At 64.8% G+C, this 13,325-nt stretch carries 14 protein-coding genes and 1 tRNA gene; 11 read left to right on the top strand and 4 right to left on the bottom strand.

Annotated elements, in window-relative coordinates; all coding sequences use genetic code 11:
• Position 1: 1 nt before the first annotated feature.
• The 5 genes from tmk to ACFQXB_RS07075 are packed head-to-tail and all read left to right on the top strand — an operon-like array spanning position 2 to position 4,307.
• Positions 2-625 (top strand): dTMP kinase, encoded by a 624-nt coding sequence (gene tmk, locus ACFQXB_RS07095; RefSeq protein ID WP_377401297.1) that lies wholly within the window; start codon positions 2-4, stop codon positions 623-625.
• Entirely contained in the window at positions 622-1,722 is a 1,101-nt protein-coding gene (locus tag ACFQXB_RS07090; RefSeq protein WP_377401294.1) for a DNA polymerase III subunit delta', read from the top strand. The genes tmk and ACFQXB_RS07090 overlap by 4 nt, the downstream gene beginning before the upstream one ends.
• 29 nt (positions 1,723-1,751) lie before the next feature.
• Complete coding sequence (locus tag ACFQXB_RS07085) at positions 1,752-2,579, top strand: TatD family hydrolase (RefSeq protein WP_377401291.1); 828 nt, start codon at positions 1,752-1,754, stop codon at positions 2,577-2,579.
• Entirely contained in the window at positions 2,579-3,376 is a 798-nt protein-coding gene (locus ACFQXB_RS07080; protein ID WP_377401288.1) for an MBL fold metallo-hydrolase, read from the top strand. Before ACFQXB_RS07085 ends, ACFQXB_RS07080 begins: the two co-directional genes overlap by 1 nt.
• A 1-nt stretch (position 3,377) precedes the next feature.
• A complete protein-coding gene (locus tag ACFQXB_RS07075; RefSeq protein WP_377401285.1) occupies positions 3,378-4,307 on the top strand; it encodes an AEC family transporter in 930 nt (309 codons plus the stop codon).
• Positions 4,308-4,534: 227 nt separating this feature from the next.
• Here ACFQXB_RS07075 and ACFQXB_RS07070 read toward each other — a convergent pair.
• A tRNA-Leu gene (locus ACFQXB_RS07070) sits at positions 4,535-4,621 on the bottom strand.
• 101 nt (positions 4,622-4,722) lie between these two features.
• Between ACFQXB_RS07070 and lipB the strand changes: the two genes are divergently transcribed.
• The 4 genes from lipB (at position 4,723) to ACFQXB_RS07050 (ending at position 8,314) form a co-directional block, all read left to right on the top strand.
• The gene (lipB, locus tag ACFQXB_RS07065) at positions 4,723-5,466 is read left to right on the top strand and encodes a lipoyl(octanoyl) transferase LipB (RefSeq protein WP_377401870.1); all 744 of its coding nucleotides are present in this window, start codon (positions 4,723-4,725) and stop codon (positions 5,464-5,466) included.
• A gap of 48 nt (positions 5,467-5,514) precedes the next feature.
• Complete coding sequence (locus ACFQXB_RS07060) at positions 5,515-5,925, top strand: c-type cytochrome (RefSeq protein ID WP_377401282.1); 411 nt, start codon at positions 5,515-5,517, stop codon at positions 5,923-5,925.
• 148 nt (positions 5,926-6,073) lie between these two features.
• The gene (gene ctaD, locus ACFQXB_RS07055) at positions 6,074-7,747 is read left to right on the top strand and encodes a cytochrome c oxidase subunit I (RefSeq protein WP_377401279.1); all 1,674 of its coding nucleotides are present in this window, start codon (positions 6,074-6,076) and stop codon (positions 7,745-7,747) included.
• Between the two features lie 12 nt (positions 7,748-7,759).
• Positions 7,760-8,314 carry a DUF2244 domain-containing protein gene (locus tag ACFQXB_RS07050; RefSeq protein WP_377401276.1) on the top strand — a complete coding sequence of 185 codons (555 nt, stop codon included), beginning with the start codon at positions 7,760-7,762 and terminating at the stop codon, positions 8,312-8,314.
• A 249-nt stretch (positions 8,315-8,563) separates the two neighbouring features.
• On the opposite strand, the gene ACFQXB_RS07045 is transcribed toward ACFQXB_RS07050, so the two are convergent.
• Together ACFQXB_RS07045 and ACFQXB_RS07040 are read right to left on the bottom strand one after the other, a co-directional pair.
• A complete protein-coding gene (locus tag ACFQXB_RS07045) occupies positions 8,564-8,746 on the bottom strand; it encodes a DUF3008 family protein (protein ID WP_377401273.1) in 183 nt (60 codons plus the stop codon).
• Between the two features lie 70 nt (positions 8,747-8,816).
• Positions 8,817-9,278, bottom strand: a complete 462-nt coding sequence (locus ACFQXB_RS07040) for a GatB/YqeY domain-containing protein (RefSeq protein WP_377401270.1) — start codon at positions 9,276-9,278, stop codon at positions 8,817-8,819.
• Between the two features lie 192 nt (positions 9,279-9,470).
• Between ACFQXB_RS07040 and carA the strand changes: the two genes are divergently transcribed.
• Positions 9,471-10,631, top strand: coding sequence for a glutamine-hydrolyzing carbamoyl-phosphate synthase small subunit (gene carA, locus ACFQXB_RS07035; RefSeq protein WP_377401267.1), 1,161 nt, complete (start codon positions 9,471-9,473; stop codon positions 10,629-10,631).
• Between the two features lie 80 nt (positions 10,632-10,711).
• Complete coding sequence (locus ACFQXB_RS07030; protein ID WP_377401264.1) at positions 10,712-12,640, top strand: glycosyltransferase family 2 protein; 1,929 nt, start codon at positions 10,712-10,714, stop codon at positions 12,638-12,640.
• On the opposite strand, the gene ACFQXB_RS07025 is transcribed toward ACFQXB_RS07030, so the two are convergent.
• Entirely contained in the window at positions 12,606-13,256 is a 651-nt protein-coding gene (locus tag ACFQXB_RS07025) for a GntR family transcriptional regulator (RefSeq protein WP_377401261.1), read from the bottom strand. The genes ACFQXB_RS07030 and ACFQXB_RS07025 overlap by 35 nt on opposite strands.
• Between the last annotated feature and the right edge of the window lie 69 nt (positions 13,257-13,325).

Here is a 13,325-nt window from a genome sequence, read left to right as displayed (position 1 = left end):
CTTGCGCACCGGCCGCTTCATCACATTCGAGGGCATCGACGGATCGGGCAAGACCACCCAGGCTCGCGCCCTGGCTGAACGCCTGCGTGCCGCGGGCCGCGACGTCCTTTTGACCCGTGAACCAGGCGGTTCGCCCGGCGCCGAGGAAATCCGCCGCCTTCTGGTGCAGGGCGATGCGAGCCGCTGGTCGGCCGAGACCGAGATCCTTCTGTTCACGGCCGCACGGCGGGATCATCTCGAAAAGACGGTTGAACCGGCGCTGATCGCCGGCAGCACCGTGATCTCGGACCGCTTTGCCGACAGCACACGGGTTTATCAGGGGGCAGCGCGCGGTGATCTGCGCGCGCTGGTTGATCGCCTCCACGACGCGATGATCGGAACCGAGCCGCATCTGACGCTTATCATCGATGTGGAACCGGGCGCGGCCCTGGCCCGGGGCTTGGCACGAAACTCGGGCGAGGACCGGTTCGAAGACCTCGGCCTCGCGTTTCAGACCCGGCTTGCAACCGGTTTTCGCGCGCTCGCGCGGGAGTTTCCCGAACGCTGTCGTCTCGTGGACGGCAATCGGGATATCGACGCGATCGCCGCCGAGGTCGCCGCGCTTGCCCAGGCGGCACTTGAATGAACGATATCCCCGAACCTGACCGCGTCGAAGGCGCCCCCCACCCGCGCGATACCGTCGGCCTTCTGGGTCAGAGGGCGGCCGAGGCAGTCTTTCTTGATGCCTGGCGGCAGGGCCGGCTCCACCACGGCTGGCTGATCACCGGTCCCCGTGGGGTGGGCAAGGCCACGCTTGCCTGGCGGATCGCGCGGTTTCTTCTGGCCGATGCGGGCGGCGACAGCCTTGATGTGGCCGCGGATCATCCCGTCAGCCGGCGCATCGCGGCCCAGTCCGAAGCGCGGCTCTTCGCGCTGCGCCGGGCGTGGGATGATGACAAGAAGCGGCTGAAGACGGTCATCACGGTGGATGAAGTGCGGCGACTCAAGGGCTTCTTCGGCCTGTCCGCCGCGGACGGCGGCCGCCGGGTGGTGATTGTCGATGCTGCCGATGACATGAACGTCAACGCCGCCAACGCGCTTCTGAAGGTTCTGGAAGAGCCGCCCGCCGGCGTGACGATGCTGCTGGTCAGCCATCAACCCTCGCGGTTGCTGCCGACGATCCGGTCGCGTTGCCGGGAATTGCGGCTTGGTGTGCTGCCCCCCGAGGACATGCGTGCGGCGCTTGCTGCAGCCGGGACCGCGACCGACGATCCTGCCGCGCTTTCGGAACTCGCTGCCGGCTCGGTGGGCGAGGCAATCCGCCTCGCGAACCTTGACGGGCTCAGGCTTTATGCGGCGCTGGTCGCACTGTTTGGCACCCTGCCCCGGCTTGACCGCACGCGCGCGCTTGCGCTGGCCGACAGTGTCACCGGGCGTGCGGCCGAGCCACGGCTTGACCTGATGCTGACGCTTTTCGACCTGTTCCTGTCCCGTCTTGCGCGGGCGGGTGTCGCCGGCCCGCCCAGGACCGAGGCCGCGTCCGGTGAGGCCGCGCTGCTTGCGCGCCTGTCTCCCGATGCGGCTGCCGCGCGCCGATGGGCGGATCTGCACCAGACGCTGGGTGCGCGGGCCCGCCATGCACGGGCGGTGAACCTTGACCCTGCCGCGCTTCTGCTTGATATGGTTTTCAAAGTTGATGAAACGGCGGCGCAGCTTGGCGCGCCGATGCGCCAAGGGGCCTGATCCGGCCGGCGCCAGTTGAAGGGCAGCGGATGACAGCCGGGAACAGAGCCGAAATCGTCGACAGCCACTGCCATCTGGACTTCCCCGAACTCATCTCGGATCTGCCGGGGGTCATCGCGCGGGCCCAGGCGGCGGGCGTGACCCGGATGGTCACGATCTGCACCCGACTCCGGCAGGAACCGCAGGTGCGGGCCATTGCCGAGGCGCATGCCGCTGTCTTCTATGCCGCCGGCACCCATCCGATGAGCGCGGCGGAAGAACCCATGGCAACGGTCGAGGCACTGGTTGCCCTTGCCGCCCATCCGAAATTCGTCGGGATCGGTGAAACCGGTCTGGATTACCATTATACCGCCGAAAGCGCTTCGGTGCAGCAGGAAAGCCTGCGCATCCACATCGAGGCCGCGCGCCAGACCGGCTTGCCCCTGATCATCCATGCGCGTGCCGCCGACGAGGACATGGCCCGGATCCTGACCGAGGAACACCGCGCCGGCGCCTATGACTGCGTGATGCATTGCTTCTCCTCCGGGGCAGAGCTGGCGCAGGCGGCGCTGGATCTCGGCTTCTACCTGTCGATGTCGGGGATCACGGCCTTTCCGCGTTCGCATGAACTGCGCGCCATCTTTGCTGCTGCACCGCCCGATCGCATCCTGCTTGAAACCGATGCCCCCTACCTCGCGCCACCGCCGCATCGCGGCAAACGCAATGAACCCGCCTTCACGGCATTCACCGCCCGCGCGGGCGCCGAGGTGTTCAACATGGATTACGACAGCTTCGCGCGCCTGACCTCGACGAATTTTGACCGGCTGTTCCGGAAAGCGACGCTGGGCGCGCCGGCGCATCCCTTGGCCGGCCAGTGATGGCGCGGCTTTCTTTCACCATCCTCGGGTGCGGATCGTCTGGCGGGGTGCCCCGCCTGGGCGGCCATTGGGGGGCCTGCGATCCGGCCAATCCCCGCAACCACCGGCGGCGCTGTTCGCTTCTGGTGTCGCGCGAAACGGCCGAGGGCGCCACGCGGGTTCTGATCGACACGACGCCCGACATGCGTTCCCAGTTGCTGGACGCGGGCGTGGGCACGCTGGATGCGGTGGTTTATACCCATTCGCATGCTGATCACATGCATGGCATCGACGATCTGCGCCAGATCGTCTTCAACATGCGCGCCCGCCTGCCCGTCTGGGCGGATGGGGCGACGCAAGAGGCGCTGCTCAACCGCTTCGGCTATGCCTTCGTGCAACCGGCCGGCTCCCCCTACCCGCCCATTCTTGACCTGCACACGATCCACGGGCCGCTGACCATAAACGGCGCAGGTGGCGCCATCACGCTGACCCCGTTCATCGCCGATCACGGATCGGTCCAGGCGCTCGGGTTCCGGATCGCCGACCTGGCCTATCTGCCCGACGCCGTGGCCATTCCCGAGGCGAGCTGGCCGGTTCTGGAAGGACTTGACTGCTGGATCGTCGATGCGTTGCGCCGGACGCCGCATCCCACCCATGCGCATCTGGACCTGACGCTGCAGTGGATCGCGCGCGCCGCCCCTCGGCGCGCGATCCTGACCAATATGCACATCGATCTTGATTACGACACGGTCGCCGCCGAAACACCCGATCACATAATCCCTGCCCACGATGGCCTGACCGTAAGCTACGACATCTGACATGCAGGCACTGATCCAGGTCATCCTGCCCGTATTCCTCCTGATCGGCTTTGGTTACCTGGCGCTGTGGCGCAAATGGTTCAGCGACGCCGGCATCGAAGGGCTGATGAAGTTCACCCAGAACTTTGCCATTCCCTGCCTGCTGTTCACGGCCATCGCCCGGCTTGATCTGGACCAGAACTTCGATCCGCGCCTATTGCTGAGCTTCTACAGCGGCGCGACCGCCGGTTTTTTCGTGGCCCTGGCCGGCGCACGCTGGATCTTCGGGCGAAGCTGGGAGGACAGCGTCGCAATCGGCTTCTGCGGGTTGTTCTCCAACTCGCTGCTGCTTGGGCTTCCCATCAGCGAAAGGGCCTATGGTCCGGATGCGCTTGCCGCGAACTATGCCATCATCGCGATCCACTCGCCCTTCTGCTATGCGCTTGGCATCACGGCGATGGAGATTGCGCGCAATCGTGGCGGCAACCTGCGTAGCCTTGCGCCCCGTGTGCTGCGATCGATGTTCAGCAATGCGCTGGTGATCGGCATCACGCTTGGCTTCATCGTCAACCTCGGTGGGGTGCCGGTGCCCGCCGCCCTGTGGGACGCTGTGGCGCTGATCGCCCGATCTGCGCTGCCGGCCGCCTTGTTCGGGCTTGGCGGAGTTCTCTATCGCTACCGCCCCGAAGGCGATCTGCGCGCCATCCTGTTCGTTGTGGCCGTGTCGCTGGTGCTGCACCCGGCCATCGCCTGGTTCATGGGTCGTGGCCTTGGGCTGAGCCTCGATCAGCTGCGTGCCGCCGTGGTCACTGCAGCCATGGCGCCGGGCGTGAATGCCTATGTCTTTGCGAACATGTATGGCGCGGCGCGGCGTGTCGCGGCCTCGGCCGTTCTGATCGGCACGGTGCTGACGATCCTGACCGCCTGGGCGTGGCTGGCGCTGCTCGGCTGAATCTGAAACACCGCAACGGGCCGATCTGCGCCTTTGGGTCGATGCCCGGATGGTCTGCACATGGCAGCCACTGATTTCGCGTGCGGCTGGTGCCGGCCCCGCGGCGTGGACGGCGACGGGATCACGCCAAGGCCGCCAGGCCATCGCGTGCAGTTTCGGCCCTTGCAGCAGCGTATTGATGACGGGAATAAGAAAAAGGCCGGGGAGGCAGCGCCTACCCCAGCCAATGGTGCGGTCGAGAGGACTCGAACCTCCACGGGAGTTACCCCACAGCGACCTCAACGCTGCGCGTCTACCAATTCCGCCACGACCGCACATCTGGCTTGGTGAAGCGGGTCTTAGCCGAGCGGTTCGCGGATGTGAAGAGGAAAAAAGCGACAAAAGACGAGAAGGCTCGCTTGCATTTGCCGAGAGGATCGCACAGGCCCGCAAAGCAACGGCCAGCAAGACGGACGGAGACAGGATCATGGTAGAATGGCGTCATTGGGAGGGCCTCGTTCCCTATGAGACCGCGCTCGCCGCGATGGAGGAACGGGTGGCTGCAATCAGCGCTGGCACGGCGCCCGAAGCCGTCTGGCTGCTGGAGCATCCGCCGATCTATACCGCCGGCACCTCGGCTGATCCTGCTGATCTGACAGATCCGGACCGCTTCCCGGTTCATTCGGCAGGGCGCGGCGGGCAGTACACCTATCACGGGCCGGGGCAGCGGATCGCCTATGTCATGCTGGACCTCAACGCGCGGGGCCGGGACGTGCGCCGGTTCGTCTGCGCGCTCGAGGGCTGGGTGATCGACACGCTGGCCGAGTTCAACGTCAAGGGAGAGCGGCGCGAGGGCCGCGTCGGCGTCTGGGTCGAGCGACCCGACCACCCCCCTGCCGCGGATGGCAGCCTGCGCGAAGACAAGATTGCCGCAATCGGGATCAAGCTGCGCCGATGGGTCAGTTTCCACGGCATCGCGATCAACCACGATCCCGATCTGTCGCATTTCGACGGCATCGTGCCCTGCGGAATCCGAGATCGCGGGGTGACGAGTCTTGTCGATCTCGGGCTGCCGGTCAGCATGGCGGATCTCGATCTTGCCCTGCGCCGGGCTTTCGATCGGCGCTTCGGCGCAGACGGCCTTTCGTCGCAGTTGCCGCCGGCGCCCCGCTCCATGTAACCTGACCCGGCGCCCACTTTCGGGACGCCATGACCTACGAGGAATCGAATGCTCAGGATAACCCTGCTTGCCGGTCTCGCTGCTCTCGCAACCCCTGTCCTTGCCGAAGGCGACCCGGCCAAGGGCGAACGCGAGTTCAACAAATGCCGCGCCTGCCACATGATCGTGGCCGATGACGGGACCGAGATTTTCAAGGGTGGCCGCACCGGCCCCAACCTCTACGGAGTGATCGGCCGCACTGCCGGCACCGAAGAGGGCTTCCGCTATTCGCCAGCGCTGGTCGCCGCAGGCGAGGCCGGGCTGGTCTGGGACGAAGAGAACATCATCCCCTATCTGGCCGATCCGACCGCCTTCATCCGCGATCACCTCGGCGATTCCGGCGCCCGCTCGAACATGACCTTCAAGCTCGCGCGCGGGGGCGAAGACATCGTGGCCTATCTGATTTCGGTTTCCGAGTAGTCTCCGGACCCGTCGTTTCCGGAAAAATGCACAGCTGCGGCATTGTCGGTCATTGCCGAGCATCGGGCGACATTCTAAAAAGAGGACGGAACAGATCCTCCGGCATCTGCATGTCGGGGGATCAAAACTCAGGGAACGGGAGTCGAGCATGGCCGACGCAGCCACACATGGCCACGATGGGCATGACAACCGCGGGTTCTTCACCCGTTGGTTCATGTCAACAAACCACAAGGATATCGGTATCCTTTATCTGTTCACCGCGGCGATCGTCGGGCTGATTTCGGTCTCGTTCACGGTCTACATGCGGCTCGAGCTGATGGAACCGGGTGTGCAGTACATGTGTCTGGAAGGTGCGCGCCTTGCCGCTGCCGCCACCGAAGACTGCACCCCGAACGGCCATCTGTGGAACGTCCTCATCACCGCCCATGGCGTGCTGATGATGTTCTTCGTGGTGATTCCGGCGCTGTTCGGCGGCTTTGGCAACTATTTCATGCCGCTGATGATCGGCGCCCCGGACATGGCCTTCCCGCGTCTCAACAACCTGTCCTACTGGCTGTTCGTGGCAGGCACCGCCCTTGCCGTCGCATCGGTCCTGAGCCCGGGTGGCAACGACCAGCTCGGCGCGGGTGTGGGCTGGGTGCTTTACCCGCCGCTCTCGACCAACGAAGGCGGCTATGCGACCGACCTCGCGATCTTCGCGGTCCACGTTTCGGGGGCCTCATCGATTCTCGGCGCGATCAACATCATCACGACTTTCCTCAACATGCGCGCCCCGGGCATGACGATGCACAAGGTGCCGCTGTTCGCCTGGTCGATCTTCGTGACCGCATGGATGATTCTCCTTGCCCTTCCCGTGCTTGCCGGCGCGATCACGATGCTCCTGACCGACCGGAACTTCGGGACGACCTTCTTCTATCCGTCGGGCGGCGGTGACCCGGTGCTTTACCAGCACATCCTGTGGTTCTTCGGCCATCCGGAAGTGTACATCATCATCATCCCCGGTTTCGGCATCATCAGCCACATCATCGCCACCTTCTCGCGCAAGCCGATCTTCGGCTACCTGCCGATGGTCTATGCGATGGTCGCCATTGCGGTGCTGGGCTTTGTTGTCTGGGCGCACCACATGTACACCGCCGGGATGAGCCTGACGCAGCAAAGCTACTTCATGCTTGCCACCATGGTGATCGCTGTGCCGACGGGGGTGAAGATCTTCAGCTGGATCGCCACTATGTGGGGCGGCTCGGTCGAACTCAAGACACCGATGCTTTTCGCCTTCGGCTTCCTGTTCCTGTTCACCGTGGGCGGCGTGACCGGCATCGTGCTGAGCCAGGCACCTGTTGACCGCGTCTATCACGATACCTATTACGTGGTCGCCCATTTCCACTACGTGATGTCGATCGGCGCCGTGTTCTGCATCTTTGCCGGGATCTACTACTGGATCGGCAAGATGTCGGGCCGTCAGTATCCGGAATGGGCGGGTCAGGTGCACTTCTGGCTGATGTTCATCGGCGCGAACGTGACCTTCTTCCCGCAGCACTTCCTGGGCCGTCAGGGGATGCCGCGCCGCTACATCGACTATCCCGAGGCCTATGCGCTCTGGAACTACGTCTCGTCGATCGGTGCCTTCATCTCCTTTGCCTCGTTCCTGTTCTTCATCGGGGTGGTGTTCTACACGCTGTTCTATGGCAAGCGCGTGACCGCCAACAACTACTGGAACGAGCATGCGGACACGCTGGAATGGACCCTGCCCTGCCCGCCGCCGGAGCATACCTTCGAAACGCTCCCCAAGCGCGAGGACTGGGACCGCAGCCACGCACATTGAGGCCGGCGATCCATGCCGATCGAATGGATCAAAGGACAGGAAAAGGCTCCGGGGCAACCCGGGGCCTTTTTCCACGACAAGGGTGCGCCAGCCTATCAGCTGCACCTCTGGCCCCACCGTTCGTTGCCGCCGCGCGGCTTCGTGGCCTTCATCGGCATCACCGCCGGGCTGTTTCTTCTGCCGCTGATCGCCCTTCTCGGCACACCGGTGCTGTGGGGAATCCTGCCGTTCCTGCTTCTGGTGCTCTCGGCGCTCTGGATGTCGCTCCGGCGCAGTTACCGCGATGGCCAGCTGATCGAGGTTCTGTCGGTCTGGCCGGATCGGATCGAACTCGTGCGTCACAATCCCGGCGGGCGCCGCCAGGAATGGTCCGCGAACCCTCACTGGACAAGCCTGCACCTGTCCGAGGGCGACGGGCCGGTTCCGAAATACCTGACGCTGCGCGGTTCGGGCCGGGAGGTGGAACTGGGCGCCTTCCTGAGCCCCGAGGAACGGGCGGCGTTGCATGACGACCTTCAACGCGCGCTGCTGCGGCTCTCGCCGTTCAAGGGCAAGCCGGAGCACTGACGAGGCGTGGTGAGGGCGAGTGCCGCTGTCCGATGAGCGCGCGATGGGTGCTTGCGTGCCAAGGCATCAACTCCATCCGCCTCAGCACGGACTGCGCCGCTGGTTACGGGGCTCCTTCGAGGCCCGCGTTCCCGGCTTCGAATCCGAGGCTGTGCCCCGTACCAGGGTGTTCTGACCCGATCAACCCCTGATCCTGGCCCCGGGAGTGCCGCCCGCAGCGCCGGGCACGATGCTTGCATCGTTCCCGTGCTAACCCTTCGGTCCCGGAAGATCCTCGTGCGGGTCACCGGCCATTTCGGCAAGTTCGCGTTCGGTCAGGTGTTCGTGCATGATGCGCGACGGTCCTTCCAGCCGCGCCGCCTCGGCCTCGCCACGCTTTACGGCCAGCGCTGCTGCTGCCGCATGGCGCTGTGCCTCAAGATCGCCTGTCATCTCTTCCCTCCATCGGTCAGAACGCCCGTCCGGGACGGGATTCCAACCGCAAAGGGAAAAAGTTGTTCCCTCAGGCGCTCAGACGGCCCTTGACCGCCGGGCCAACCGCACCGAAGTCCATCTGCCCGGTGTAGCGCTCTTTCAGAACGGCCATTACCCGGCCCATGTCGCGAATACTGCTGGCGCCTGTTTCTTCGATGGCTGCGGTCACCGCGGCATTGACCTCGGCCTCGGACAGCTGGCGCGGCAGGAATTCCTCGATGACGCGGATCTCGGCGAGCTCCTTTTCGGCGAGTTCAAGGCGGCCACCTTCCTCGTAGGCGCGGGCGCTTTCCTGTCGCTGCTTGACCATACGCCCCAGAATGGCCAGGACGTCGGCGTCTCCAAGTTCGGCTTCGCTGCCCTCGCCACGCAGGGCAATGTCGCGATCCTTGATCGCAGCATTGATCAGGCGCAGCGTTGAAAGCCTGTCAGCCTCTTTGTTCTTCATCGCATCCTTGAGCGCGGCTGCGATCCGATCGCGCATTTTCATCCGGTGGTCCGTTCAATTGTCTTCGAAGTCCGAACAATACCGCGAGAGGCCGGCGCTTACAACCAGACCGATCCCAGCCAAGCCCTTGTAAAGCAACAGGAACCTAAAAAGTCACGCCCCCTTGACCCGGACGTGCCCGGCACATAGGTTGCCCGGCGATCCGCCGCCCCCCTCGCATTGCCGGAGTCTGCCATGCCCGCCACGCCCAACCAAACGCCGACCGCCTGCCTCGCCCTTGCTGACGGCACCGTATTCTACGGTCACGGATTTGGGGCTGTGGGCGAAACGGTCGCCGAACTGTGCTTCAACACCGCGATGACCGGCTATCAGGAAATCATGACCGATCCCTCCTATGCGGGCCAGGTCGTGACCTTCACCTTCCCGCATGTCGGCAATGTGGGCGTGAACGAGGATGATGACGAAACCTCCGATCCTGTTGCGGCCGGCATGATCGTGAAGTGGGATCCGACCGAAGCGTCGAACTGGCGCGCAACGGGCGAGCTTGCAGAGTGGCTGGCCCGCAAGGGGCGCATCGGCATGGGCGGCATTGACACGCGCCGTCTGACCCGCGCCATCCGCCAGCAGGGGGCGCCGCATGTCGCGATGGTTCATAACCCGGAAGGCGTCTTCGACATCGAGGCCCTTGTCGCGAAGGCGCGAGGCTTCCGTGGGCTCGTCGGCCTCGACCTCGCGCGCGAGGTGACCTGTTCCCAAAGCTACCGCTGGAACGAAACCCGGTGGAGCTGGCCCGAGGGCTTCGGCCAAAGGGAAGGCGAGGCGCTGCGCGTGGTCGCCGTCGATTTCGGCGCCAAACGCAACATCCTGCGCTGTCTCGCCTCGGCCGGTTGCGATGTGACGGTACTGCCCGCTACGGCCACCGCCGAGGAGGTTCTCGCGCTCAATCCTGATGGGGTGTTCCTGTCGAACGGCCCCGGCGATCCGGCCGCGACCGGTGCCTATGCCGTACCGATGATCCAGGGCGTGTTGAAGCGCGACCTGCCGGTCTTCGGCATCTGCCTCGGGCATCAGATGCTTGCGCTCGCCTTGGGCGCCAAAACGGTCAAGATGAACCACGGGCATCACGGGGCGAACCACCCGGTCAAGGATAACGAGACCGGAAAGGTCGAGATCACCAGCATGAACCACGGCTTCACCGTGGACAGCCAGACCCTGCCCGAAGGGGTGCTGGAAACGCATGTGAGCCTCTTTGACGGCTCGAACTGTGGCATCCGCATGTCGGATCGTCCGGTGTTTTCGGTGCAATACCACCCCGAGGCCAGCCCCGGTCCCCAAGACAGCTATTACCTGTTCGAGCGTTTTGCCGAGGCGATGCGGCAACGGCGCACAGTCTGATATCCTTCGCTCGTCGGGGTTAACGTCCCCTTAACCATCGACCGGCAATACTGCGGCACTTCCCCCGACAGGAGCGCCGCATGGTCCTTGCCCGCCGTCTTGATCCCGCAGCCGCATCTCCGGCCTGGAACGGGGCGCCTGCGCCCGGGCAACCCGGGCTTGGGCAGATCCTGCTGAAGCAGCAGGCGCTTGACCCGTCGGATCTTGTCGAAGCCCTGTCACGGCAATCCCGACGCGGCGCACGCCTTGGCGACATCCTGCTGGGCAACGGCATGATCACCGAGCGGGCGCTGGCCGCGGCCCTGGCAACACAGCACGGGGCGGCGGTGGTTGATCCTGCGGCAGAACCTGCAGACCCTCGCCTTGTCGATATCCTTGGCGCTGCCGAATGCCTCAGAAACGGGCTGCTGCCCTGGCGTCGGGCGGGCGGCGTCACAATCATTCTGACGGCACGGCCGGACGAGTTCATCCGCCACCGGGCGCACCTCGCCCAGATTTTTGGCCCGATCTGCATGGCGGTGACAACGGCCAGCGGGATCGAGGCGGAAGTGCTGCGTCTGCGCCACGACATGCTCAATCGCCGGGCCGAGGCACGGCCGGCGCCCCGGTTCAGCTGCAGGAACTGGCCCGCGCGAAAGCTGCAGCGCGGCACCCTGTGCGTTGCGCTGGCGATGATCGGCCTTGGCATGCTTTGGCCGGCAGCGTTGTTCATGGTGCTCATGTTCTGGGCGCTCGGATCGCTGGTGCTGGTCAGCGGCATGAAGGCGGCGGCCGCGTTCATGCAGCTGCGCGGCGCGTCCAGGGCCACCCCGCCGCCCTCGATCGCGCGGATGCCCGTTGTCTCGGTGATGGTGCCGCTTTACCGGGAGCCGGACATCGCTCCGCGGCTGATCCAGCGGCTTGGCCGTCTGACCTACCCCAAGGAACTTCTGGACGTGCTGCTTGTGGTCGAAGAGGAAGACCTGCTGACGCGGGATGCGCTGGCTTGCCGCCCGCTGCCGCCCTGGGTGCGGGTGATCGTGGTTCCGAAGGGGCCGCTCAAGACCAAGCCCCGGGCGCTGAATTTCGCACTCGATTTCTGCCGCGGCTCGATCATCGGCGTCTACGATGCCGAGGACGCCCCCGAACCCGACCAGTTGCACCGTGTGGTGCGCCGCTTCCATGACCGGGGGGCGGATCTGGCCTGTGTTCAGGGGGTACTTGACTATTACAACCCCGCGACCAACTGGCTCTCGCGCTGTTTCACGATCGAATATGCCGCGTGGTTCCGCGTGGTCCTGCCCGGGATGGAGAAGCTGGGTCTCTGTCTGCCGCTTGGCGGCACGACGCTGTTCTTCCGCCGCGATGTTCTTGAAAAGATCGGCGCTTGGGACGCACATAATGTGACCGAGGATGCGGATCTGGGAATCCGGCTTGCCCGGTTTGGATACCGGACCGAAGTGCTGGCGACCGTCACCTGCGAAGAGCCCAACTGCCGCCTTGTCCCCTGGATCAAGCAGCGCTCGCGCTGGCTCAAGGGCTATGCGATGACCTACCTCGTGCACATGCGCGCCCCGCGCCAGCTGTTGCGCGACATCGGCTGGTGGCGCTTCTTCGGGCTTCAGGTGCTGTTCGCGGCCACGTTGTCGCAATTCCTGCTGGCGCCCTTTCTCTGGTCATTCTGGCTGCTGGCACTTGGATTGGCACATCCCGCCATGGGTGTCGTATCGCCCGGAACGCTTGCGGCGCTCACCGCTGCTTTTCTTCTGGCCGAAACAATCAATCTCGTGATCGGGATAATCGGAGTATCGGAGCCGCGGCACCGCTTCTTGCGCAGGTGGGTTCTGACCATGCCATTCTACTTCCCGCTGGCGACGCTTGCCGCCTACAAGGCGCTGCGCGAGATTCTGGTCAACCCCTATTACTGGGACAAGACGGCGCACGGGGTCTTCGACCTTCCCTCGGCAGGCGTCAGCCATTCGCCGACGCGCGCCGTCAGCCCAGGTGTCGCCGTCCGGCGTCCAGCTTGAGCCGGGTCTCGAAGGCCTTGGAGATGTGGTCCTTCAGCGCCTGGTAGGCCGCATCTCCATCTCCAAGTTCGATGGCGCGCACGATCGCCTCGTGCTCGGCCAAGGCGGTTTCCCCGCGCCCTTCCGCGGCGAGGGAGGTGCTCGCCAGCAGCGCCATGGACCGGTGCACGAGGTCGAGTTGCTGCACCAGATAACGGTTGTGCGAGGCCAGATGAACCTGCTTGTGAAAGCGCCTGTTGGCGCGCGCAAGCGCCGAGGGATCGCCGATCAGCTTGCGGTCCTCCTCGACCATCGAGCGCAGGACGCGCGTTTCCTCTTCGGTCGCGTGACGCGCAGCCAGCCGCGCCGCGAGCCCCTCAAGCTCGGTTCGCACCACGTAAAGCTCGGCCAGCTGGTTATGATCCAGCGACGCAACGATCAGGCTGCGCCCGTCCCGCGAAAGCATCGATTGCGTTTCCAGCCGCTGCAATGCCTCACGCACGGGCGTGCGTGACACGCCAAAGCGATCCGCAAGTTCGGATTCGACCAGCCGGTCGCCCGGCTTGTAAAGCCCCAGATCGATCGCATCGAGGATCAGGCTGTATGCGTCCTTCTGGATCGGTTTCGGCTCTTTCATGGCTCCTCCCGTCGGCGCGCATCCTAAGCTTTGCCGCTGGCAACGATCAAGCCGATTGCCGCCGTCGTG

The sequence above is a fragment of the Halodurantibacterium daqingense genome, from assembly GCF_042666235.1.
GTDB lineage: Bacteria > Pseudomonadota > Alphaproteobacteria > Rhodobacterales > Rhodobacteraceae > Halodurantibacterium > Halodurantibacterium daqingensis.
The sequence above is the reverse complement of the archived record's forward strand: the minus strand, read 5'-3'. Positions and strand labels throughout refer to the sequence as shown.

Excerpts from the sequence above, each read along its gene's own strand:
- ACFQXB_RS07090 (WP_377401294.1), top strand. The coding sequence starts at position 622 with ATGAACGATATCCCCGAACCTGACCGCGTCGAAGGCGCCCCCCACCCG.
- ACFQXB_RS07085 (WP_377401291.1), top strand. The coding sequence starts at position 1,752 with ATGACAGCCGGGAACAGAGCCGAAATCGTCGACAGCCACTGCCATCTG.
- ACFQXB_RS07080 (WP_377401288.1), top strand. The coding sequence starts at position 2,579 with ATGGCGCGGCTTTCTTTCACCATCCTCGGGTGCGGATCGTCTGGCGGG.
- ACFQXB_RS07075 (WP_377401285.1), top strand. The coding sequence starts at position 3,378 with ATGCAGGCACTGATCCAGGTCATCCTGCCCGTATTCCTCCTGATCGGC.
- ACFQXB_RS07060 (WP_377401282.1), top strand. The coding sequence starts at position 5,515 with ATGCTCAGGATAACCCTGCTTGCCGGTCTCGCTGCTCTCGCAACCCCT.
- ctaD (WP_377401279.1), top strand. The coding sequence starts at position 6,074 with ATGGCCGACGCAGCCACACATGGCCACGATGGGCATGACAACCGCGGG.
- ACFQXB_RS07050 (WP_377401276.1), top strand. The coding sequence starts at position 7,760 with ATGCCGATCGAATGGATCAAAGGACAGGAAAAGGCTCCGGGGCAACCC.
- ACFQXB_RS07045 (WP_377401273.1), bottom strand. The coding sequence starts at position 8,746 with ATGACAGGCGATCTTGAGGCACAGCGCCATGCGGCAGCAGCAGCGCTG.
- ACFQXB_RS07040 (WP_377401270.1), bottom strand. The coding sequence starts at position 9,278 with ATGAAAATGCGCGATCGGATCGCAGCCGCGCTCAAGGATGCGATGAAG.
- carA (WP_377401267.1), top strand. The coding sequence starts at position 9,471 with ATGCCCGCCACGCCCAACCAAACGCCGACCGCCTGCCTCGCCCTTGCT.
- ACFQXB_RS07030 (WP_377401264.1), top strand. The coding sequence starts at position 10,712 with ATGGTCCTTGCCCGCCGTCTTGATCCCGCAGCCGCATCTCCGGCCTGG.
- ACFQXB_RS07025 (WP_377401261.1), bottom strand. The coding sequence starts at position 13,256 with ATGAAAGAGCCGAAACCGATCCAGAAGGACGCATACAGCCTGATCCTC.